The 20,830-nt window shown below is 69.7% G+C and carries 17 protein-coding genes; 11 read left to right on the top strand and 6 right to left on the bottom strand.

Annotated features, from left to right (window positions below; genetic code table 11):
• Positions 1-11: 11 nt before the first annotated feature.
• From SSMG_RS36120 to SSMG_RS36110, 3 genes are all read right to left on the bottom strand, one after another.
• The gene (locus SSMG_RS36120; RefSeq protein ID WP_286157000.1) at positions 12-1,175 is read right to left on the bottom strand and encodes a DUF1343 domain-containing protein; all 1,164 of its coding nucleotides are present in this window, start codon (positions 1,173-1,175) and stop codon (positions 12-14) included.
• Positions 1,176-1,288: 113 nt separating this feature from the next.
• Positions 1,289-3,121, bottom strand: coding sequence for a glycoside hydrolase family 3 protein (locus tag SSMG_RS36115; protein ID WP_286156999.1), 1,833 nt, complete (start codon positions 3,119-3,121; stop codon positions 1,289-1,291).
• Positions 3,122-3,722: 601 nt separating this feature from the next.
• Positions 3,723-4,544: an HAD family phosphatase gene (locus tag SSMG_RS36110; RefSeq protein ID WP_009084385.1), complete on the bottom strand. Its 822-nt coding sequence runs from the start codon at positions 4,542-4,544 to the stop codon at positions 3,723-3,725.
• 693 nt (positions 4,545-5,237) lie between these two features.
• Here SSMG_RS36110 and ssd point away from each other — a divergent pair.
• From ssd to SSMG_RS36070, 8 genes are all read left to right on the top strand, one after another.
• Entirely contained in the window at positions 5,238-6,296 is a 1,059-nt protein-coding gene (ssd, locus tag SSMG_RS36105) for a septum site-determining protein Ssd (protein WP_009084383.1), read from the top strand.
• Positions 6,297-7,436 carry a TadA family conjugal transfer-associated ATPase gene (locus tag SSMG_RS44060; protein ID WP_009084381.1) on the top strand — a complete coding sequence of 380 codons (1,140 nt, stop codon included), beginning with the start codon at positions 6,297-6,299 and terminating at the stop codon, positions 7,434-7,436.
• A gap of 74 nt (positions 7,437-7,510) precedes the next feature.
• Complete coding sequence (locus tag SSMG_RS36090) at positions 7,511-8,257, top strand: type II secretion system F family protein (protein WP_037715994.1); 747 nt, start codon at positions 7,511-7,513, stop codon at positions 8,255-8,257.
• Entirely contained in the window at positions 8,254-8,949 is a 696-nt protein-coding gene (locus SSMG_RS47420; RefSeq protein WP_009084376.1) for a type II secretion system F family protein, read from the top strand. The genes SSMG_RS36090 and SSMG_RS47420 overlap by 4 nt, the downstream gene beginning before the upstream one ends.
• A 30-nt stretch (positions 8,950-8,979) precedes the next feature.
• Complete coding sequence (locus SSMG_RS44055; protein ID WP_078561018.1) at positions 8,980-9,144, top strand: DUF4244 domain-containing protein; 165 nt, start codon at positions 8,980-8,982, stop codon at positions 9,142-9,144.
• Positions 9,144-9,482 carry a TadE family type IV pilus minor pilin gene (locus tag SSMG_RS36080; RefSeq protein ID WP_037715991.1) on the top strand — a complete coding sequence of 113 codons (339 nt, stop codon included), beginning with the start codon at positions 9,144-9,146 and terminating at the stop codon, positions 9,480-9,482. Before SSMG_RS44055 ends, SSMG_RS36080 begins: the two co-directional genes overlap by 1 nt.
• Positions 9,479-9,841 carry an Rv3654c family TadE-like protein gene (locus tag SSMG_RS36075; protein WP_009084372.1) on the top strand — a complete coding sequence of 121 codons (363 nt, stop codon included), beginning with the start codon at positions 9,479-9,481 and terminating at the stop codon, positions 9,839-9,841. The genes SSMG_RS36080 and SSMG_RS36075 overlap by 4 nt, the downstream gene beginning before the upstream one ends.
• A 1,219-nt stretch (positions 9,842-11,060) precedes the next feature.
• The gene (locus SSMG_RS36070) at positions 11,061-11,681 is read left to right on the top strand and encodes a bifunctional DNA primase/polymerase (protein ID WP_009084369.1); all 621 of its coding nucleotides are present in this window, start codon (positions 11,061-11,063) and stop codon (positions 11,679-11,681) included.
• Positions 11,682-11,727: 46 nt separating this feature from the next.
• Here the strand turns inward: SSMG_RS36070 and SSMG_RS47415 are convergent, their stop codons facing one another.
• On the bottom strand, positions 11,728-14,832 hold the full coding sequence (locus SSMG_RS47415; protein ID WP_050788358.1) for a DEAD/DEAH box helicase: 3,105 nt from the start codon (positions 14,830-14,832) through the stop codon (positions 11,728-11,730).
• Between the two features lie 276 nt (positions 14,833-15,108).
• On the opposite strand from SSMG_RS47415, the gene SSMG_RS36060 reads away from it, so the two are divergent.
• Both SSMG_RS36060 and SSMG_RS36055 read left to right on the top strand, forming a co-directional pair.
• Complete coding sequence (locus tag SSMG_RS36060) at positions 15,109-17,394, top strand: sodium-translocating pyrophosphatase (RefSeq protein WP_037715989.1); 2,286 nt, start codon at positions 15,109-15,111, stop codon at positions 17,392-17,394.
• Between the two features lie 136 nt (positions 17,395-17,530).
• Positions 17,531-18,118, top strand: coding sequence for a hypothetical protein (locus SSMG_RS36055; RefSeq protein WP_037718570.1), 588 nt, complete (start codon positions 17,531-17,533; stop codon positions 18,116-18,118).
• On the opposite strand, the gene SSMG_RS36050 is transcribed toward SSMG_RS36055, so the two are convergent.
• Positions 18,085-18,873, bottom strand: a complete 789-nt coding sequence (locus tag SSMG_RS36050) for a nucleotidyltransferase domain-containing protein (RefSeq protein ID WP_009084362.1) — start codon at positions 18,871-18,873, stop codon at positions 18,085-18,087. The two genes, SSMG_RS36055 and SSMG_RS36050, sit on opposite strands and share 34 nt — an antisense overlap.
• A 94-nt stretch (positions 18,874-18,967) precedes the next feature.
• Between SSMG_RS36050 and SSMG_RS36045 the strand changes: the two genes are divergently transcribed.
• On the top strand, positions 18,968-19,669 hold the full coding sequence (locus SSMG_RS36045) for a hypothetical protein (protein ID WP_009084360.1): 702 nt from the start codon (positions 18,968-18,970) through the stop codon (positions 19,667-19,669).
• A 64-nt stretch (positions 19,670-19,733) separates the two neighbouring features.
• On the opposite strand, the gene SSMG_RS36040 is transcribed toward SSMG_RS36045, so the two are convergent.
• Positions 19,734-20,549 carry a serine protease gene (locus tag SSMG_RS36040; RefSeq protein ID WP_037715987.1) on the bottom strand — a complete coding sequence of 272 codons (816 nt, stop codon included), beginning with the start codon at positions 20,547-20,549 and terminating at the stop codon, positions 19,734-19,736.
• Positions 20,550-20,830 lie beyond the last annotated feature (281 nt).

Genomic DNA, 20,830 nt, shown 5'->3' with positions numbered 1-20,830 from the left:
GGCGGCTCTCCTCAGCGATAGATCAGGTGGGGACGCCGTCTGCGGGCGAAGTCGGCGAGTTCGGCGCGCCACGCGCCGGTGATCTCGTCGACCCCGGCGCCGGCGTCGACCATGGTGCGCAGCCGCGCGGATCCGGACAGCTTGTCGATCATGAGGTCCGGCCGCCAGCCGAATTTGCCCGGCGCGACGCGCTTGGCCGTCACGAACATCGAGACGGTGGTGCTGATGGCGTCGAAGGCCCGCGGGTCGGTCACGGTGACCTGTACGCCGCCGCAAGGCTCGTTGACGAACTTGCCGAAGGTGGGCACGAAGTAGATCTCGCGGAACGCCGCGCCCGGCAGGTGGAGCTTCTCGAGTTCCTCGCGCCAACGCCAGTCGAGGCCGGGCGCGCCGATGATTTCGAACGGCCGTGTGGTGCCGCGTCCTTCGGAGAACACGGTGCCCTCGAACATGCCTGTGCCCGGGTACACGAGCGCTGTGTCCGGCGTCGGCATGTTCGGGCTTGGCAGGACCCAGCGGAGACCGGTGTCGGCGAAGAAGCTGTCGCGTCGCCAGCCGCGTACCTGGACGACGTCGAGCTTCTCCAGCTTCACGCCTTCGCCGGGGAGGAACTCGGCGGCGAAGAACCGCGCCAGTTCGCCGACAGTCATGCCGTGCTGCTGCGCGATCGGCTTCAGCCCGACGCCGGACGAGAACTTCGGGTCGAGCACTGGGCCGGACAGTCGCTCGCCGATGGGGTTTGGCCGGTCTAGGACGACGAAGGCCGCGTTGACCTTCGCTGCGGCGACCATCGCCGTGTACAGCGACCAGATGTAGGTGTAAAAGCGCGCGCCGACGTCTGCGATGTCGAAGACGACAGTGTCCAATCCGGCCTTCTGGAACAGCGAAGCGAGCTTCGTCGCGTTAGCGCCGTACGCGTCGTACACCGGGATGCCGGTGCGTGGGTCGGTGTAATCGCCTTCGGAGCCACCGGCTTGCGCGCTGCCGCGAAAGCCGTGCTCGGGCCCGAAGGCCGCGACGGGACGTACGCCCGCCGCGACCATCGAGTCGACAATGTGGTCCCCGTTGGCGAGCACGCCCGTCGGGTTGGACAGCACTCCGAGCTTGCGTCCGGCGAGCGGACGCCAGCCCTGCGCGGCGAGTTGTTCGGCACCGGTGAGTACTCGGTGTGCCAACTCGGGTTGTGCTGCTTCGGGCGCTGCCTGTGCTGCTTGTGCCGCAGCTGAGCCGCTCGCCACTACCGGGACTGCGAGCGCCGGAACGGCCAGAAACTTCCTGCGATTGAGAGTCACCAGGTCAGCCCGTGTCCGAAGGGGTACTTGACGGTGTGCACGTCCGCCCCGGCCGGGACGTCGACCGGCAGCTTCCCGCTGGGCTTCGTCTCGCCGAGCACGACCCTCGCCAGCGCTTCGAGCGACGGCGTGATGTAGCCGTAGGTGGCGAGCCAGGTCGGCACCGGGTTCGCGTACCCGGCGTCGTACGGGATCTGCGCGGCGACCGCGACCACCGGTTTGCCGCTGTCCATCAAGGCCTGAAGAAGCTTGCCCTGCAAGGGGAAACCGCCCAGGTTGTTGGTCAGGACCACGACGACGTCGTTCTGCTTCGCGGCAGCCGCGGCCTGGGCGATCTGCGCGTCGGTCGGCGTCTGCCCGGTGGCCAGCGCGGTCGCCTTGGTGCCGTGCGCGGTGAAGCGGTCGGCAAGCGTTTGCGTCGTGGTCACGCCCCAGCCGGTGACCAGCACGTTCGACGGCTTCTGCTTGAGCGGCAGCACGCCGGCGTCGTTGGCGATCGCGGTGATCGACCGGTCGGCGATGCCCTGTGCGGTGGCCAGGTGGTCCGGCGTGCCGACCTTCTTCATGACCTGCGAGGGATTGGTGAACGGCGAGTACAGGATTCCGCGCTTCAGCTTGAGCTTCAGCACCCGCAGCACGCTCTGGTCGATCCGCTGCATCGGCAGGTCGCCGGACTTCACCGCGGCGAGCACGGAGTTGATCGCGACGTCCAGGTGCACCGGCATGAGCAGCTGGTCCACGCCCGCTTTCAAGGCGAGGACCGGGATTTCGGCGTCGCTGTGCAGCTCCCGCACACCCTGCATCTCGAGCGAATCGGTGATCACGACGCCGTTGTAGCCGAGTTCGCCGCGCAGCTTGCCGGTGATGATCGGCTTCGACAGGGTCGCCGGCTCGCCGGACGGGTCGAGGCTCGGGAACTGGATGTGCGCGCTCATGATCGAGTCGATGCCGGCGGCGATCGCGGCCTTGAACGGCGGCACGTCGATCGCCCGCCACTGTTCTTCGGTGCGGTTGATCTTCGGCAGCCCGGTGTGGCTGTCGGTGGCGGCGTCGCCGTGGCCGGGGAAATGCTTCGCGGTGGACGAGACGGTCTGGTTCGCCGGGCCGGAGTCCTGGTAGCCCTTGACCTCCGCGGTCACGAAACTGCTGGCCAGGTCAGGTCGTCCAGAGAACGAACGGACGCCGATGACCGGGTTGGCCGGGTTGGAGTTGACGTCCGCGTCCGGCGCGTAGTCCTGGTTGATGCCGACCGCGCGCAGTTCGTGGCCCAGGATCGTCGCGGCCTTGGTCGCGCTGCCGGTGTCGCGGCCGGCGGCGATGGCCATCGAGTTCGGGAATTCGGTGGCCGGCGCGCCCATCCGCGTGACCGTGCCGCCCTCCTGGTCGGTGCCGATCTGCAGCGGGATGTGCGCGCCGCTGGAGATCGCCGCGCGCTGCAAGCCGTTGGACAGCTTCGCGACCTGCACCGGGTCGTCGAAGTTGTCGCGGCTGGCGTTGTTGAAGTAGATGACCCCGCCGAGGTGGTACTTCTGCACGGCCTGTGCCGCGGTGTCGACGCCGAAATCGGTCTGGTTCTTCGGGTTGACCTCGTCCGCGGACTTGCCGTTCACCCACGTGACGAACAGCTGCCCCACTTTTTCTTCCAGGCTCATGCCGCGCAGCGCCCGCGCGGCCGCGGCGTCGAGCTGCGCGGCCGTCGGCTGAGGCGTCTGCTGCGGGTGTTTCGGCGCGGCGAACGCCGAGGAACTCAACCCCCCGACGGCGAGCACCCCCGCGAGGGGAACGGCGAACACCTGCATCCTCCGCGTGCGCGCGAGTCGGTTCGTCACGAATTGCCTCCCAGTGTCGCGTGCCGCCGCGGGTACGGACGCGAATCGTGAAGCGTCCACCGGGCAGCACCGGTATCGGGAAGCTACTCACCGCGACACGGGGTTGTCCATCGGCCGAGCGCAGGAACGAGAGGGTTCACCTGGGAGGACGGCAGGCGCGGAGGCGTTCGAGACCGGCTCGGCGCGGCGTGCCGGTGCCGCTGGCCGGACATAACACTGGCGGCGCCCGTCAGCCGAGGCCAACGGGCGCCGCCAGTCGGCGCGGACATCTCGGGCGACCAAGCGTGCAACTCTGGTCGTACCTTCATGGACTCGGCGTCCGGCGTCCCGGTACGCAGTCCCTAGACGACGAGCCTCCCGCGGCGTGCTGCGCGTGGGTACCCGGAGTCCGCGCACGGAGGTTGCTCGGGGTGACAGAGGCTTCTCTTCTACCTCTGTCCTGGCCGAATCAACGTCCGCACCTACTTTCTACGCCGTGAGCGCGGTCACTTCAAGTGCGCGTACGGGTGCACCGGTACAGAGGCTCGATCCGGTGACAGCACCACCCTCAGCAACGGACCTAGCTGCGGAAACCGGAGTTTTGGTACCGCCGTGCGGGTGCTCAGTCGCCGTCGCCCCGAGACCGGCGGCGCCGGCTCAGGCTGTACCAGGTCGCGCCCGCCGCCACGGCTCCCACGCCGAGCGCGACCATGCCCGCGGACTTCGCCGGGATCCGCGTGCGCAGCGACATCGGCCGCTCGAACGCGAGGACCGGCCAGCCGTGCTCCTCCGCGGTACGGCGCAGCAGCTTGTCCGGGTTCACCGCGTGCGGGTGACCCACCACCTCCAGCAGGGGGATGTCGGTGCTGGAATCGGTGTAGGCGAAGCAGTCTGCGAGGTCGTAGCCGTGCTCGGCGGCCTGCTGCTTCGCGGCGACGGCCTTGTTCTCGCCGTAGCAATAGAAATCGACCTCGCCGGAGTAGCGGCCGTCGACGATCTCCATGCGAGTGGCGACGCAGCGGGTCGCGCCGAGCATCTCCGCGACCGGAGCGGCCACCTCTTCGCCGGTCGCGGACAGCACGATCACGTCGTGTCCGTCGGCGAGGTGCTGTGCGATGAGGTCGGTTGCTTCCACGTAAACGAGCGGATCGACTACGTCGTGCAAGGTTTCGCGCACGATCGCGGAAACCTGCGCGACATCCCAGCCCGCGCACAACGCGGAAACCTCGGCCCGCATCCGCTCGGTCTTGTCCGCGTCCGCGCCGGCGAGCGAGAAAACCAGTTGCGCGTAAGCACTTCGCAGCGCCGCGCGGCGGTTGATCAGCCCTTCGCGCAGCAACGGCTTGCTGAACGCGAGCGCGCTGGACGAGGCGATGATCGTCTTGTCGAGGTCGAAGAAGGCGGCTACGCGCCGGGGTGCTTCTTCGCTGCGGGGTTCGGCCACGTGATCAGGATAGGCGCACCGCGCGGTGTTGTTGGCAGCACACCGGGCGCGGCGACGGCCGGAAAATCGATGACATCGGCTCGCTTACGGCCTCGAGTGCCGTTATCGAATCGTATGTGTCACCCACACAGCCAACTCATAGCTAACGGAGTTACAGTGAACGGACCCGGTCGTGAACCGGGCTGGTTCAGTCCGACCCCCCGGGGCTGAACCCCTGGCGGCCCTCGTCCCTCCCCCCTGGCGAGGGCCGCCTTCTATTCTCCCGGTTTCCGGCTTCGGCGAACAATTTTCAGGTCTCCCCCGAAAATCCTCGCGCTGGCGGCGTTCCTCGCTCTGACCTGGGCAGTCTCGGTCGTTCAGCGCGCGTCTTACGAGCAAGATCAATTAACCGCGCGCTTACCTTTGCGGTGTTTTCTCCGGTCGCGGCACCTGTTACTCGGCTCAGTGCGGCAAATTCACTTCTTTCCACTTGATTTTCCGGAGTTTCTCCGCAGCAATCGTTTTCTCGGTCGAATACGCGGGGCCGTGCATTGTCCGGTGCGGACCGACACTCCGCGGTTGCTGTATCGATTTCGCACCCCGAGTTGTCCACAACCCCCGAGTTATCCACATGACGGAAAAACGGGCATTGCCGCGGGCCCTGGCGGCGGGCGACGGTGGAAGTCCGGCCCACGAGACCCAGGGGAGGGGCACATGGCCACCGCACAACCGCTCGTCGTCTCCGGCGAAGGCACCGTGTTCGAAGAGATCCGCCGCGTCGCCGCGGTAGTCGGCTGCGAGTTCGACCACGCACCAGACCTCGCCGCCGCACGCGGACGATGGACCCGAGCCCCGCTCGTGGTGCTGGACGAGGACATCGCTGTCGACAGTCCGCCAATGCCAGCCCGCGACAGCGTCGTGCTCGTCTGCAAAGGCGCGCCAGACTTGGACACCTGGCGCCGCGCGGCCGCTCTCGGCGCTCGCCGAGTCTTCAGCCTGCCCGACGACGAGGCGGGTCTGACCGGCGCGTTCGCCGATGTCACCGACGCCCCAGCCGAATCACCCGGTCCAGTAATCGCTTTCGTAGGCGGCCGAGGCGGCTCCGGCGCCTCCGTGCTGGCCGCCGCAGTCGCTGTCGAAGCCGCTCGCACCGGTTCCGCGCTATTAGTCGATTGCGACCCGCTAGGCGGCGGATTGGACCTCCCGCTGGGCCTAGAGCACACGAAAGGCCTGCGCTGGCCGGAAGTTCGGGTGTCCGGCCGCGTCTCCGTCCCGTCCCTGATCGCCTCCCTTCCCAGCCGCGGCAACCTCCCGGTGCTGTCCTGCGGCCGTTCCGGGGACGGCCCGACCCCTCGCGCGTTGTCCGCCGTAGTCGCCGCGGGCAGCCGCGCCGGCCGCACCGTCGTCTGCGATTTGCCCCGCCATTTCAGCGAGGGCACGCTTGCCGTCGCTTCGGCCGCCGACCTGGTCGTGCTCGTCGTTCCCGTCGAATTCCGGGCTTGCATGGCAGCGAAACAGGTCCTGAACCACCTCCGCCCGCACACCGAGCGTTTCGCAGTCGTCGCAAGTGGACACCGCGCCGACGGCATCTCGGCCTCGCAAACCGCAGGCATGCTGGGCCCGCCCTTGATCGCTGACGTGTCCCCGGAACGCCGGGTAGCCATCACCCTGGAATCCGGCGAGTTCGACCTGCCCCCGAAAGGCGCACTGGCCACCGCTGCTCGCGCGGTACTGGCGAACCTGCGTCCCCTCCCGACCGCGCAGGCGGCGTAGATGACCGCCGACCTCGTAGAACGAGTCCGCCACCGCCTGGCCGGCGAAAGCCGCGGCACCGACCCGATCGCCTTAGCCGAAGCCGTCCGCGCCGAAGCAGGCGGAGCCCTGAGCCACGACGCGGTACTAGCCGCGGTCCGCCAAGCCCGAGACGAATTCGTAGGCGCGGGCCCGCTAGCCCCATTGCTGGAGGACGACACGATCACCGACGTCCTGGTCACCGCCCCCGACCAGATATGGACTGATGGTCCCACCGGCCTTACCCGTACGCCGATCCGTTTCCCAAGTGAGGACGCCGTCCGCCGCCTAGCGCAACGCCTGGCTCTAGCCGCAGGCCGCCGCCTGGACGACGCCCAGCCTTACGTAGACGGCTGGCTTCCCGTGCGCCAAGGCCGAATCCGCGTCCACGCCGTGCTGCCGCCCATCGCAGCCAACGGCACCTGCCTGTCCCTGCGCGTCCTGCGCCCGGTGACACACGACCTGTCCGCGCTCCACGCCCACGGCTCCATCGACCCGACCGCCCTGAGCATTCTCGAAGCAATCCTCAAGCACCGCTTGGCCTTCCTCATCACCGGCGGCACCGGAGCCGGAAAGACGACGCTGCTCAGCGCCTTGCTGAGCGAGGTAGCACCAACCGAACGCATCGTCTGTGTCGAAGACGCAGGCGAACTACGGCCGACCCACCCACAGTTCGTCAGCCTCGTCGCCCGCCCTGCCAACGTCGAAGGCGCCGGTGCCGTAGAACTCCCGGAACTGGTCCGTCAGGCCTTGCGGATGCGCCCAGACCGCCTCGTCGTAGGCGAAGTCCGCGGCGCAGAAGTGTGCTCCCTGCTGAACGCCATGAACACCGGCCATGACGGCGGTGCCTGCACCCTGCACGCGAACTCGCCCGCAGAAGCCCCCGCGCGCCTAGAAGCCCTAGCCGCCCTAGGCGGTCTGCCACGGGACGCGCTGCACAGTCAGTTGGCCGCGGCCGTCCGCGTAATCCTCCACATGCGCCGAACCACCACCGGTCGCCGCCTCGCAGAGGTCGCAGTACTCCAGCGATACCACGGAGAAGTAAAGACCCACCCGGTCTGGCGTGACGGGCACTGGACGAGCCGCCGTTCCCTCTTCACCGCCCTGACCACACCTGACTAGCCGTCCACGCTCCAGTTCTTACGCAGGAAGCGCGTCCAATCCCGCCTAACCGCGCCCAGCATCGAGGTGACCCGTTGATCTCCGCATGGCCGTTCCTCTGCGCAGGCACCGGAATCCTGTGCTGGCCAACCACCCCCAGCCGCCTCCTTCCGGCCCCGCGCCTCCGCTTCCGCGTCCCGCCCCGCCAGTCCCTCTGGCTGGCCCCCGCCGTCCTCGCTCTGCCGCTGGGCGGAATCGGCGCCGCGATAGCCACCGCCCTGCTCACCGTCGCCGTCCGTCAGGAATGGCGCAGCAGAAGGGAAACCACTGAAACGCTGATCCGTGCCGAACGCACCGCGACCGTCCTCCGCACGATGGTCTCGGAACTCCGCGCCGGTGCTCACCCGGTAACCGCCGCCGAGGCGGCCGCAGACGCCGTCCCCGAACTGGCCGGAGAACTCCACAACCTGGCCACCGCCGCCCGCCTGGACGGAACCCTGGAATCATCCGCACTTCCCGCGGTCGCCCAATCCTGGAACCTCGCCCGCCGACACGGCCTGCCCATCGCCGACGCCCTCGAAGCCGCCCGCCGAGACGTCGACGCCGAAGTCGCCTTCATCCGCCGTCTGCACGCCAAAATGGCCGGCCCGCGCATGAGCGCGATAGTCCTGACCGTGCTGCCCGTCGGCTGCCTGGCCATGGGCCAGCTCATCGGAGCCAACCCGCTCGCCGTGCTCACCGAAACCCTGATCGGACAAGCATTCCTGGTCGCCGGCGCGGCCCTGCTCTGGGCGGGCACCGCGTGGTCCAGAGCCCTGACCAACCGCAGAGCCGCCCCATGACCGCCTTGAGCTTCGCCCTCATGGCCACCGCACTACTGCTCTGGCCGACCACCGCTCCGCCCCGACAGCTGGCCCGCCCCAAACGCCCACGCCGCACCCCACGGCCAGAGATCTGGCACCCCGCCGCCGCGGTCGTCGTGGGCCTGTCCACCACCGTCCTCACTGGAATACCAGTAGGACTAGCCGCGGGCGCAGGATCCTGGTGGCTCCTACGTCGATCCCGCCACCCCAAAAACCCAGACGACGTCTCGGAACGCCTCCGCTCCGCGTCCACCCTGGACCTGCTCGCCGCCTGCCTACGCGCCGGAATGCCAGTCCCGACCGCCTTGGCAGCCGTAGCCCCCGGCGCCCCACCGGACACCGAAAACGCCCTGCACGCAACAGCAAACCTGCTAGCCCTGGGTTCCGACGCCGCTCCGGCGTGGGCCCCGCTCCGCGCCCGGCCAGGCTTCGCCGAACTGGCAGTGGCAGCCACCCGAACCGCGCGGTCCGGGGCAGCCCTCGCCTCGACCGCGGACGACCTGGCCCGCCGCGTCCGCGACGGACTGGGCGTCGAAGCCGAAGAACGCGCCGAACGTGCCGGAGTAGCCCTGGCCATGCCGGTCGGGCTGTGCTTCCTGCCCGCGTTCTTCGCCCTCGGCGTGCTGCCGGTAGTGCTCGGCCTGGCCGGGCGAATCGGCGGCCTGCTGTGAACCCGTACCCGACAGAAAGGGAAACCGACCATGTGGTTCTTGCCCGGAGACGAGGGCACCACCACCGCCGAATACGCCATCGGCACGGTAGCCGCGGCAGCCTTCGCCGTGGCGCTCTACGTGCTGCTCAGCGGAGACTCAGTCTCCGCGACGCTGGCCGGCCTGGTGCACAAAGCCCTGACGGTGGCCACCTGATGGCCAGCCGTCGCCGGGACGGCGGATTCGTCACGGTAGAAGCCGCGCTGTCTCTGGGCGCGCTGACCGCCGTGCTGGCGATGCTGCTCGCGGGCACCAGCGCGATCGCCGGACATCTCCGGTGCCTGGACGCCGCCCGCGAAGCCGCCCGTCTCACCGCAGCCGGGCAATCGGGCGCCGCCGACGCAGTGGTCCAAACCATTGCCCCGCGCGGCGCACACCTCACGATCCACCGCACCGGCGACGGCCTCACCGCCGAAGTAACCACCGACGTCCTGTCCGCCCTCCACCTCAGCGCGACCGCCTACGCCATCCTCGAACCAGGCCTGACCCCATGACCCAAGAACAACCAGCCGACGCCGGCGTAGCCACCATCTGGACGGCCCTAGCCGCGACCGCCCTGATCGCCGTAACAGTCCTGGTGTGGTGGCTAGCCGCGGCGATCACCGCCCGCCACCGCACCGAAGCCGCCGCCGACCTGGGCGCACTGGCCGCAGCAGCCCACGCCGCCGCCGGACCGACCACCGCCTGCGCCCGAGCCAAGGAGGTAGCCGACCACGAACGCACAGAGCTGACCAGCTGCCGCTGGCACAACCGCGACGCTTTCATCGAAGTCCGCGCCACGACCACCCCGGTCCCCGGCCTGCCCGCCCCCACCGCAAAATCCCGCGCCGGTCCGGTCGACCTGCCTCCCTGACAAGCCCGGCCCTTGCGCTGCCGGTGCTAGCCCCAATGTCCGCGCCCAGCGGCGGCAGTTGCCCGCCCGGTCGGGCAGCGGTGCCGGGGACCGGCAGCCGGGTGCAGCCCACGGGTACTGGCCCCAATGTCCACGCCCGGCGGCGACAGTTGCCCGCCCGGTCGGGCAGCGGTGCCGGGGACCGGCAGCCGGGTGCAGCCCACGGGTACTGGCCCCAATGTCCGCGCCCGGCGGTGGCAGCTGGCCGACCGGTCGGGCAGCGGTGCCGGGGACCGGCAGCCGGGTGCAGCCCACGGGTACTGGCCCCGAGGTCTGCGCTCGGCGGCGATGCGCGGGCCAGTGGGGAAGTCGCGCTCTGCGGCTGTCGCTGGTTCCCGCACGCGGCCCTCGGTGCCGCCAGGTGGCTGTGTTCGGCGGCGGTGACGCCCGGCCTGGTCGGGCCGCCGTTGGTCAGCGACTGGCCTCTGGCTCGCTGCGGTACTGGTGTCTGTGCTCGGCAGCGATGCGACCCGGTCGGCCGTGCTCCGCGGCTGCCCGCTGGCTCCTCCGCGGATGCTTGCGTCCGTCACAGTGGCGTTCCTCCGCGGCCGGTCCCTGGCCGCTTGGGTACGTGACCGCTCCAACTGGCCGGATTTGCCCCACCCGGCCCGTCGGTGCCGAGGACGCCCCTCGGTCGGATCTGCCCCAATGCCCGCCCCGATCGAAGGGAGTTGCAACCTGCCAACCGCCCCCACCCATCCCTCCCGCCCCGTCTCCGCACGTCGCCGCAAGCGGCATTCCGGACCCCCGTCGGAACCGCTCATCGGCGACGAGCCGGACAGGTGACCAGTCGCCGGAACCCCCGGCTCGTCCGGACCTTTCCGGTACCGGCGATGAGTGGCGAAGGACACGAGCAGCGGTCGCTGGCGCACGCTGAACGGTCGAATCCCCAGGTCAACGACCGGTCCAAGGGTATGCCTCAGTACCCGTGCGATAGGGCGGGAAAGTGTCGAATCCCGTGGTCGGCCCGTTCTCGCGGGCCGGACGGCGGGGTCAGCGGCCGGTGATCGGCACCTCGTTATCGGCCGGACAGTGGGCTACTGGGCGTTCATCGCTCGGTAACGGCCGGTTGTCGCGCGGAGTCTTCCCGGCAATGTGCAACTTGCCGTTTAGTGAGACATGCGCCACCACGGCCCCGACCCGGACGGCGCGAACACCGGACCTCGAAGGCAGGAAAGCAATGTTGGACGCGAATTGGCCGGACAGCTGGCGGAACGCCTTCCGCATCGAACTGCGTGCGGAGGCGATCGGCCTCGCTTGGCGCGGCTGGCCGGTGCTTCCGGGGGCGACCCCGGAGCCGATCACCGCGGAGGGGGACGACCTGACCTGGCGCCGGCCGGTGCCGGTGCGCGACGACTGGCGTGAGCTGGTCGGTTCGCACGCCCACGAGGTCGCCAGCTGGTTCAGCGACCGCACGCACAGCCTGCTCGTCGCGACCGGCACCGTGCTCGACGCGGTCGAGGTGGACCAGGAACTGGGCAAGCGCGCCGCGCGGCTGCTGCGTTCCATCGGGCACCCGGCCCCGATCGTCGCGATGCCGAACGGCCGGTGGCTGTTCCTCACCTCGCCCTCCGAGCACCTTCCCGCCGAACTCGCCGAGCAGATTTCCGTGCAGTGGCACGGCAAGGACAGCTACATCCCGCTGCCCCCGTCGCCGTTCCAGCACGGTGTCGTGCACTGGCGCGTGAAGCCGGAGGTGTGCGGCTGGCAGCTGCCGCCCGCCGCCGAGGTGCAGGACGTGCTGGTCCGCGCCCTCGCCGACGAGCACGCCCCGATGCTGGTCGAGAGCACCGCCGCCTGATTCCGGTTCCACCCCGGCAGGCAGCGCGCGACAACCGAAGAAAGTTTCACGCTCCACCGTGGCCGCACTGTTCCCCGTGCTGACGCAACGCCCCGAGCACGGCTCCCAGTACGGCCACCGCCCCTGCCTTGTCCAGCGGATCGTTGCCGTTCCCGCACTTCGGCGACTGGACGCAGGACGGGCAGCCCGTCGGGCACTCGCAGGAGACGATCGCCTCCCGCGTAGCGGCCAGCCACGGGACAATCGCGGCATAACCGCGGTCGGCAAATCCCGCACCCCCGGGATGCCCATCGTGCACGAACACCGTCGCCTCCCCGGTGTCCTCGTGCCACGCGGTAGACACCCCGCCGATGTCCCACCGGTCGCACGTAGCGAACAGCGGTAGCAGGCCGATCGCCGCGTGCTCGGCGGCATGCAGGGCACCGGGGACGCGCGCCGGAATCAACCCGGCGCCCCCCGGTGCCCTGCCAGCACCCCCGGTCCCCACCGGCCCCACCGCACCACCGACCTCGACCCCGGCGCCGCGCCCCCGCCCCGCCGCCGGATCGCCCGAAGCCTCGCCGGTCACCCCGACAACCGACGAGGCGCCCCCGGTCCCCACCGGTTCTCCAGCCGCACCACTGTCCGCCGGCCCCGCAACGGCCCCGCCAGTTCCCCCGCTGGCTGGGGCCACACTCCCGGTCCCCACCGGTTCACCACGCGACTGGCCGCGCGCCGACGCCGCTCCCGCTCGACCACGAACCCCGGCGGCCGGTGCCGTGTCGGCGGGTTCGGCGAGTTCGCCATCTGATTGGCTGCCCACCGATTCCGCACCCGCTCGACTACGAACTCCGGCGGCCGGCGGCGTGTCGGCGGACCCTCCGAGTTCGCCACCTGATCGGCTGCCCACCGAATTCGCGTTCGCTTGGCCGGGGTTCGTGGCAGCTGGTGGCGTGTCGGCGGGCCCGGCGAGTTCGCCACCTGTTTGGCTGCGCGTCGAATTCGCGTCCGCTCGACCACGAACCCCGGCGGCCGGTGGCGCGTCGGCGGGTTCGGCGAGTTCGCCACCTGCTTGGCTGCTCACCGATTCCGCGCCCGCTCGGCCCGGCTCCCCGGCGGCCGGAGACGCGATTTCGACTCCGACCGATCCGACAACGGTTGACTCAGCACTGGTTTCACCGGTGCCGCCAGCGGTCAGTGACGTGGTTCCGGCGACCGCGCCTGCCGAGCCCCCAACCGGAGACTCCAGCAGTTCATCCGAAACCGTGTACCAGACAGCCCTCGTGTGGAGGCTCTGTTCTGGCAGGTCAAGCGGCGTATGGTCCAGCACCTCGCCCGACGGGCGCCGTCGCAGATACCCCACCACCTGCGACGTCACCGCCACCTCGCCCAGGCATACCGTCACCCCGCCGTGGCGGCATTGTTCTTCCGTTGACAGCACCGAAATGTCGACGATCTCGCGCGGCGAAGTCGTCCAGTCCGGGTCCTCCGCGTGCACCAGCGCCAGGCCCGTCTCCAAGTCCAGCTCATCGACCACATACGACGACCCCTGATGCAAATACACCGCACCGGGATGCACGGAGTAGCAAGCCGAACCGGGATCGACGGTGCCCAGCATCCGGCCCGAGTCCGCTTCCACCACCGCGATCTGGTCGCCGCCTGAGCCGCGGATGCCGACGTCCGCGTGCGGGCGGTCGCGCGACGTCCAGTACCAACCGCTCGACCGGCGGCGCAGCAGCTTCTCCGCCGCCAGATCCGCCAGCACCGCTCGGGCCGCCTCGCCGCCGAAGGTTTCCAATTCCGGTTCGGTCAACGGCAACTCCGCGACGGCGCACGCGAGCTGCGGGCCCAGCACGTACGGGTTCGTCGGGTCCAGGACCGCCGTTTCCACCGGGCGTTCCAGCAACGCGGCCGGATGGTGCACCAGGTAGGTGTCGAGCGGATCGTCCCGGGCGACGAACACCACCAGCGCCTCGTCGCCCGAACGGCCGGCGCGGCCGGATTGCTGCCAGAACGACGCGAGCGTGCCGGGGTAGCCAGCCAGGACCACGGCGTCCAGGCCGGCGATGTCGACGCCCAGCTCCAACGCGTTCGTGGTCGCGACGCCGAGCAGCCGACCCGAAAGCAGGGCTTGCTCCAGGGCACGCCGCTCCTCCGGGAGATAACCGGATCGGTACGCCGCAACGGTATCCGCCAACCGAGGGTCCACTTCGGACAGAAGGCGGCGCGCCCCCAGCGCGGTCAGTTCGGCTCCGCGGCGGGAACGGACGAAAGCCAGCGACCGAGCGCCTTCGATGACCAATTCGGTGAGAATCCGCGCGGTCTCGACACCGGCCGGACGGCGGACGGGCGCGCCGTTCTCGCCGGTCAGCTCGTCGAGCAGCGGCGGCTCCCACAGCGCGACCGTGCGCGCGCCGCGCGGGGAAGCGTCGTCGGTGATCGCGGTGCACTCCACGCCGGTGAGCCGGGTGGCGAAGGAAGCGGGGGACGCGGTGGTCGCCGAAGCCAGCACGAACACCGGGGAAGCGCCGTAGTGCTCCGCCACCCGGCGCAGGCGGCGCAGCAACAGCGCGACGTGCGAGCCGAACACGCCGCGATAGCTGTGGCATTCGTCGACCACGACGTACCGCAACCGGCGGAAGAACTGCGTCCATCGGGAGTGCGCCGAAAGGATGCCGCGGTGCAGCATGTCGGGGTTGCTGAACACCCAGTTCGCGTGCGCGCGGACCCAGTCGCGCTCTGTCATCGGGGTGTCTCCGTCGAAGGCGCCCGCGCGTACGCCCGCGATGTCCAAAGAGGACACCGCACGCAGCTGATCAGCGCCGAGCGCCTTCGTCGGCGAGAGGTACAGCGCGGTCGCCCGCTCGTTCGCGGCCAGCGCGCTGAGCACCGGCAGCTGGTACGCCAGCGACTTCCCCGACGCGGTCCCGGTGGACACCACGACGTGCGTCCCCGCCTGAGCCAGCGAAGCCGCCTCGACCTGGTGCCGCCACGGTTTTTCGACCCCGGACGCGCGGAACGCGGCCACCACCGACGGCTCCACCCACTCCGGCCACGGCTCGTGCCGGGCCGCGCGTTCCGGCAGCCGGGACACGTGCGTCACCGGATTCTCGTGCGCCGGGATCCCCGCCGTGACCCGGTCCAGCAGCCTCCGTCCTCGCTCTCCCACCACGTGCCGAAGCTTCGCACAGGGCACCGACAAAACCGGGCCGAGATCGATCCAGTGAGCAATCACACAAGGTTACCGAACGTGCTCTCGCCGGGACGCATTGCGGACGGGCGGAGCACTACCAATACACTCCCTCGATCCACACCCACTGTGGCGAGAGTCATGTGAGACGTGCATTGCTCGCACGGCTAGCGTGTCCTTCGGCACAGATCCCCGCCAGTGCAGGCGCGCCGGGTACGACGGGCCCGCGCTGGCCAGACGGCGTTCCCAGGAGGACGAATGTCCCGGCAGTTCCTCGCGGAGGGCGGTATCACGCTCTCCGGGGGTGGCTACACCATCGTCGGTGTGGTCGCCGTGGTCGCCCTTGTCGCACTGGCCATCGGTTACGTCCTGCTCAAGGAGGTGCTGGCCGCGGGCCAGGGCACCGCCAAGATGCAGGACATCGCCAAGGCAGTGCAGGAAGGTGCGGCCGCATACCTGAAGCGGCAGCGCAACACCCTCGCCATCTTCGGCGTGATCGTGTTCCTGCTCCTGTTCGCGCTTCCCGCGGACGACTGGCGCGAACGGATCGGCCGGTCGATCTTCTTCCTCGTCGGGGCGGCGTTCTCGTTCACCATCGGCTACCTCGGCATGTGGCTGGCCACGCAGGCGAACCTGCGCGTGGCGGCCGCGTCGCGCGAGGAGGGCGGTCGCGAGAAGGCGATGCGCGTGGCGTTCCGCACCGGCGGCGTGGTCGGCATGATCACCGTCGGGCTCGGCCTCTTCGGCGCGGCGCTCGTGGTGCTCGTCTACACCGGCCAGGCACCGAAGGTGTTGGAGGGCTTCGGTTTCGGCGCGGCGCTGATCGCCATGTTCATGCGAGTCGGCGGTGGCATCTTCACGAAGGCCGCCGACGTCGGCGCCGACCTGGTCGGCAAGGTGGAACAGGGTATCCCCGAGGACGACCCGCGCAACGCCGCGACGATCGCCGACAACGTCGGCGACAACGTGGGCGACTGCGCTGGCATGGCCGCGGACCTTTTCGAGTCCTACGCGGTGATGCTCGTCGCCGCGCTGATCCTCGGCAGCTCCGCGTTCGGCGCGTCCGGCCTGATCTTCCCGCTGATCGTGCCCGCCATCGGCGTGATCACCGCGGTGATCGGCGTCTACATCACGAAGGCGCGCGCGGGCGAGGGCGGCCTCGTCACGATCAACCGCTCGTTCTACATCTCCGCGGTCATTTCCGCGGTGCTGTCGGCGGTCGCCGCGTTCGTGTACCTGCCGAGCAGCTTCGCCGACTTCGGCGAGGGCTTCTCGCACAACACCGGCAACCCGGCGGTGATCGCGACGGTTTCGGTGATCATCGGCATCGTGCTCGCCGCGCTGATCCTGCGCATTACCGGCTACTACACTGGCACCGAGCACAAGCCGGTCCAGGACGTCGGCAAGACGTCGGAAACCGGTGCGGCGACGGTGATCCTGTCCGGCATCTCGGTCGGGTTCGAGTCCGCCGTGTACACCGCGCTGGTGATCGGCGCGGCCGTGTTCGGCGCGTACCTGCTCGGCGGCGGTGTCGCGCTGTTCGCGGTGGCGCTGGCCGGCACTGGCCTGCTGACCACGGTCGGCGTCATCGTCGCGATGGACACTTTCGGCCCGGTCTCGGACAACGCGCAGGGCATCGCCGAGATGTCCGGCGACGTCGACGAGAAGGCCGCGCAGATCCTCACCGAACTGGACGCGGTCGGCAACACCACCAAGGCGATCACCAAGGGCATCGCGATCGCCACCGCGGTGCTGGCGGCGACGGCGCTGTTCGGCTCCTATTCGGACGCGATCGCGAAGACCGTGGCCGAACGCGGCGAGGGCGCGGTCACCGCGGTCAGCTCGTTCGTCAACCAGGTCGTCAGCCCGAACACGCTGGTCGGCGTGATCGTCGGCGCGGCGGTCGTGTTCCTCTTCTCCGGTCTCGCGGTCAACGCGGTTTCGCGTGCCGCCGGCGCGGTGGTGTACGAGGTGCGCCGCCAGTTCCGCGACATCCCCGGGATCATGGAGGGCACCACGCGGCCCGAGTACGGCCGGGTCGTCGACATCGTCACCCGCGATTCGCTGCGGGAGCTGGCGACGCCGGGTCTGCTGGCCGTGTTCGCGCCGATCGCGGTCGGTTTCGGGCTCGGCACCGGCGCGCTCGCCGGGTACCTGGCGGGCGCGATCGCGACCGGCACGCTGATGGCGATCTTCCTCGCCAACTCCGGTGGCGCCTGGGACAACGCCAAGAAGCTCGTCGAGGACGGCAACCACGGCGGCAAGGGTTCCGACGCGCACGAGGCGACGATCATCGGCGACACCGTCGGCGACCCGTTCAAGGACACCGCCGGTCCCGCGATCAACCCGCTGATCAAGGTCATGAACCTGGTCTCGGTGCTGATCGCGCCCGCGGTGGTCACGCTGACGCTCGGCGGCGGCGCGGACACGACGTGGCGGATCGTGATCGCGGTCGTCGCGGTCGCGGTGATCGTCGCGGCGATCGTAGTGTCCAAGCGGCGCGGCAGCGTCATGTCGGAGACTCCGGCGGAGGCGAAAGCCTGACGCATTGCTCCATTCGGGCCCGGTACGCCTTCGCGTGCCGGGCCCGTTCGCGTCCGCGGCCCGGGGCGAGTTGCGGACTACTGGCGGGTCGGTACCGTGCGGAGGACACGGATTTCGACGGACAGGAGTGGTGCGGGTGCGGCCGCGGTGGACCGGTTTAGCCGCGCTGGCAACGGGAATCGGCTTGGGGCTCACGGGCTGCGGGCAGGCGCCGCCGCCGGGCGAGCAGGTCGTCTCCGGCGGGCACGCGGAGGCGGCGGCCCAATCCGATCCGGCCGCGAAATGGGCCGACGGGTACTGCGGGGCGGTCACGCATCTGGTTCGTGCGCTGGCGAATCTGCCCTCGATCGACCCGAGTTCGTCAGCGCAGGCCACCCGTACCTCGAGCGATCTCCTGGCGTCGGTCGCCACCGGCATCGACCAGACCGTCTCCGGTTTGCACCGCGTCGGTCCCGCGCCGCTGCCGGGCGGCGAACCGGCGCGCACGGCTTTGCTCGGCCAGTTCACTTCGGTGCGGCACCAGGCGGACGAGGTGCGCGGCAAGCTCGACGCGGCCAGCACTCCCGACCAGGTCAAGGCGGCGCTGGACGACGCCCAATCGGCGATCGACGAGATTTCCCGGCTCGACGTCCTCAAGGGCCTGGACGCGACGCCAGCCCTGTCCGCGGCGGGGAAACGCGCGGCAGGCTGTCAGCAGTTGGTGGTCCCGCCTGCGCCACGCTGATCCGGATCGAGTGCCCGGCGAAGGGCGACGGCTCGTTCCGCATCGTGGTGTTCCACCGCGGCCAGGTAATGCTGAAGCAGCGCCTGCCGGGAGCGTTCGAGTTCAGGCAAGCTGACCGACGTCGCCCGGCCGTCTCGCAACGTCTCCAGCACCGGTTCGGGCAGCCGGTCGACTTCGCGGCCGTGCCAAGGATTCAGGCCGTGCCGCAGGCATTCCAGCGTGATGATCTGGGCGCGCAGGTCGTCGAGCATCAGGACGGCTTGCCACGTCCGGCCGCGGGCGATCGCCGAACGGGCGTGCAACGCGTACAGCCAGGCCATGCCGATCACGTGCGCGCTGCCCGGTTCCGCGGCGCGGGTCGGTTCGTTGGCTTGGCCGAAAACGAGCCGGAAGCCGTTTTCGGTGGCCCGGAACAGATCTCGCGGCCAGAACGACAAGTCGACCTGGAGCGAGGAATCGAGAAGGAAGACCCGGTAGCGAACTCCCTCGCGCGAGGTCACGTCGAGGGTGTCGGCGACTCCGTATTTCTTGTCGAGCGAGCGGGTCCAGCGTGCGACGACCGCGGGCTCGTCCGCGTCCTCCGCGAGCTGGAGGACGAGATCGACGTCCGACCACCGGTCCTCGGCGCCGCGCGCGGCCGATCCGACCAGCGCGGCGCCGACGATGTCCGTGTCCTGCCGCGCCAAGGCGAGCAGTTCGTCCCGGATCTGGACGCGCTCGGCGACCTCGAACATTTCCGCTCCCCGGGTCGACATCTACCGGTATAACTATACCGACAACGCTGAGTGCTCGGCAAAAACCTCGGCGTGACGCTCGCCTTCAATCGAACTTGTGTTCTATCATCGCGGCGTGGATCGGACGATCTCGCTGTTCTCGGCGGAGGCGACCGGCCCGGGCCTGCCCGACCTGGCCGGGCTGTTGTGCTGCCAAGGGCAGATCACCGGGTTCGGCCGCACGGCGGCGCGGCTGTCGGTGCTGGTCGACGAGCCGTGGCGGGCTCGCGTGCTGGCGCGGGAATGCCGTAGCCGGGGCGCGGACGCGCAGGTCGCGGTGGCCGAATGCGGCAGTCCGCAGGTGCGCACGTCGTTCCGGGTCGACCTGCTCGGTCTCGCCGAACAATGGCTCCGGCCGGGACACACCGGTCCGACGGAGGACGACTCGGGCAAGGCGGTGCCCGGCGGTTTCCGGCTGAGCGGCGCGATGCTGCGGATGTGGGCGCTGGCGGCCGGCCGGCCCGAACCGGGCGGTTACCTGCTGGGCGTCGATCCGCTGGCCCCAGGGACGCACGAGGAACTGCTGACCGTGCTCGCGCCGCTGGGCGTCCACGCGCGGTTGCTCGGGCCGAAGGCGGAGCAGCCCGCGGTGCGCGTGAGCGGGCGGCGGAAGCTGGCCGGTCTGCTGGAGCTGATCGGCGAACCTCCGGCCGGGGCGGAGGCGGTGTGGCCAGAACTGCCGCCGGCCGGTGAGCGCCGCGAACGGACGCCGGGCGAGCCGCGCCGAGGCGCTCCGGCGGAGAGCCCTTCACAGTATTTACTGGAGGCCGTGGGGTAGGCGCGCAATAAAAAGGTCCCCCATCGCTCAGCGGAGCGACGAGGGACCTTTCCGAGCAGGTGTCTTACGGTTTCGGCAGGGTGCAGCCCTGCTGGTTGAGGTCGATCTCGTTGGCGGGGGTCAGACAGGCGGGAATACCGTAGGTCTCCTGGCCGTACTTGTAGTTCGGCCGCACGGTCACGTTGCCGGCCTCGTCGACCTCGCACGGGTTGTTCAGCGTGCAGCTCTCGCCGTTGTCGTTGGACGTGTTGTTCACGCCGATGACCTTGCCGGTGTCGCGGTCGACGACCGGCGAACCGGACGTGCCGCCGATGGTCGCGCAGCCCGGGACGTACCGGATCGAGTCCTTCCAGACCCAGTTGTTCTCGTGCAGTTCGTGCACGAACCCGTCGATCGAGCAGGAGTAGATCTGCTTCCAGTACCCGGACACCACGTCGATCGGCGTGCCCGCCTGCGGATGCGTGTTCACCAGTTCGAGCGGCGGCACGCTGTACTTCTGCTGGATGTCGGCGTAGGTGTCGCTCAGCTGGTACAGCGAGATGTCGGTGTCGGTCATCGTCGCGTAGACGACCTTGGTCGCGGTCACGGTGCCCACCGAGCTCTGCCCGTCCGGCGACAGCAGGTCGAACGAGCGGTTCGAGGCCTGCCCGACGATCACCTGTCCCGGATCGGGCATGCCTTCCTCGAGGCAGTGCCCGTTCGACAGGACCAGGGCGGGCGCGTCCATCGGCGTGGCGGCCGGTTTCACGACCGAACCGGAACAGTTGGACAGCGCCACGGCACCGGTGAACGTGGTGGTCGCCGCACTTGCTTCGGGGGCGGTGACCAGCGCGAATGTCGCCGTGACGGCGATCGCGACGCCAACCAGTCGGCGGATCATGGTGGGTTCCTTTCGGCTGGGGGGAGGAATAAGTGAACCGTCGCCATCCGGGGACCCGCCACCGTCTAACGGAGGGTATCGGCTGGCTGACCGGTTACCCTGCACGGCACGTGTCCGACATCACGTGCTAGGTGTGGAGGAGAAACATCGCCGAGGTCAGCGGCGATCCGACGGGCAGGGACCCGGCGGCTCGTCAGGGCACCTCGGCGCTGCGCGGACACCGGGGACGTGCACACTGACAGGTCGAGACGCGGGCGCAGTACCCCTCTGGTGCAGGGGGG

The sequence above is a fragment of the Streptomyces sp. AA4 genome, assembly GCF_000158875.1.
GTDB lineage: Bacteria > Actinomycetota > Actinomycetes > Mycobacteriales > Pseudonocardiaceae > Amycolatopsis.
This window is presented reverse-complemented; position numbering and strand designations above follow the sequence as displayed.

What these genes read in the sequence shown, in the direction of transcription:
- ssd (WP_009084383.1), top strand. Translation starts at nt 5,238, where the DNA reads ATGGCCACCGCACAACCGCTCGTCGTCTCCGGCGAAGGCACCGTGTTC.
- SSMG_RS36070 (WP_009084369.1), top strand. Translation starts at nt 11,061, where the DNA reads ATGTTGGACGCGAATTGGCCGGACAGCTGGCGGAACGCCTTCCGCATC.
- SSMG_RS36050 (WP_009084362.1), bottom strand. Translation starts at nt 18,873, where the DNA reads ATGTCGACCCGGGGAGCGGAAATGTTCGAGGTCGCCGAGCGCGTCCAG.
- SSMG_RS47420 (WP_009084376.1), top strand. Translation starts at nt 8,254, where the DNA reads ATGACCGCCTTGAGCTTCGCCCTCATGGCCACCGCACTACTGCTCTGG.
- SSMG_RS44055 (WP_078561018.1), top strand. Translation starts at nt 8,980, where the DNA reads ATGTGGTTCTTGCCCGGAGACGAGGGCACCACCACCGCCGAATACGCC.
- SSMG_RS36080 (WP_037715991.1), top strand. Translation starts at nt 9,144, where the DNA reads ATGGCCAGCCGTCGCCGGGACGGCGGATTCGTCACGGTAGAAGCCGCG.
- SSMG_RS44060 (WP_009084381.1), top strand. Translation starts at nt 6,297, where the DNA reads ATGACCGCCGACCTCGTAGAACGAGTCCGCCACCGCCTGGCCGGCGAA.
- SSMG_RS36040 (WP_037715987.1), bottom strand. Translation starts at nt 20,549, where the DNA reads ATGATCCGCCGACTGGTTGGCGTCGCGATCGCCGTCACGGCGACATTC.
- SSMG_RS36075 (WP_009084372.1), top strand. Translation starts at nt 9,479, where the DNA reads ATGACCCAAGAACAACCAGCCGACGCCGGCGTAGCCACCATCTGGACG.
- SSMG_RS36060 (WP_037715989.1), top strand. Translation starts at nt 15,109, where the DNA reads ATGTCCCGGCAGTTCCTCGCGGAGGGCGGTATCACGCTCTCCGGGGGT.